1 protein-coding gene is annotated in these 860 nt (G+C 40.9%); it reads left to right on the forward strand.

Annotated features, from left to right (window positions below; genetic code table 11):
• The first annotated feature begins 95 nt into the window (after positions 1-95).
• Complete coding sequence (locus tag DWY55_RS21850) at positions 96-851, forward strand: IS5 family transposase (protein WP_004292393.1); 756 nt, start codon at positions 96-98, stop codon at positions 849-851.
• Positions 852-860: the final 9 nt, after the last annotated feature.

Here is an 860-nt window from a genome sequence, read left to right on the forward strand (position 1 = left end):
AGAGCCTGTTTAAATTTTCAAGTTTGATATTGAAAGAGTGTTTCTTCTTTCCTCGAAAATGATTATTTTTAAGTTACCACACTTGAAATAATTTTATGTATTCGACGGATTTAGAAGAAACACAGTGGCAAGTTATCAAGAAAATCTTGAACCTGCAAGAAAGAAAACGAAAATATAATTTGCGTGAGATATGGAATTCCATCTTCTATCTCGTGAAAACGGGTTGCCAATGGCGTATGCTCCCCTCCCATTTTGCCCCTTGGGAACTGGTTTATTACTATTATCGCAAATGGTCTTCCATGGGTGAATTTGACTTGTTGCTGAATAATTTACGTGAGAAAGTCCGTGTCAAGCAAGGTCAAAAAGCCGAAGCGAGCGTGGGTATTATGGACAGTCAAAGCGTCCGCTGGGGTGATAACCGTTCTCTCAATGGCATTGACGGCAATAAGAAGGTGAAGGGCATTAAGCGTCATGTTGTCGTGGACAAGAACGGTTTCCTGATAGCTGTCATGGTAACAATAGCTTGCGTACATGACGGAAAGGCCGCTTACCTGTTGGCCAGATGTTTGAAGGAGCTTTGTTGCAATATCAAAGTTATCTTGGCGGATGCCGGATATAGGGGAGAAGTGGCTGCCAAAATTAAAAAAGTTTTCGGATATGCGCTTGAAGTCATTGTAAGCGGAAACAAGTCAAACGGCTTTAAACCAATAGGAAAGAGATGGATTGTGGAAAGAACTTTCTCATGGTTTGATAATTATAGGAGGCTCTGCCGAAACTACGAATTTACGTTCGATTCGGCAGAGGAGATGGTGAAACTTGCTGCAATAAGAATGTTGCTGAACAAAATTTAAACAGGCTCT

Origin of the sequence: Bacteroides sp. AF25-38AC (assembly GCF_003602995.1) — a bacterium.
In the GTDB taxonomy this organism is placed as follows: Bacteria; Bacteroidota; Bacteroidia; order Bacteroidales; family Bacteroidaceae; genus Bacteroides; species Bacteroides uniformis.

Excerpts from the sequence above, each read along its gene's own strand:
- DWY55_RS21850 (WP_004292393.1), top strand. The coding sequence starts at position 96 with ATGTATTCGACGGATTTAGAAGAAACACAGTGGCAAGTTATCAAGAAA.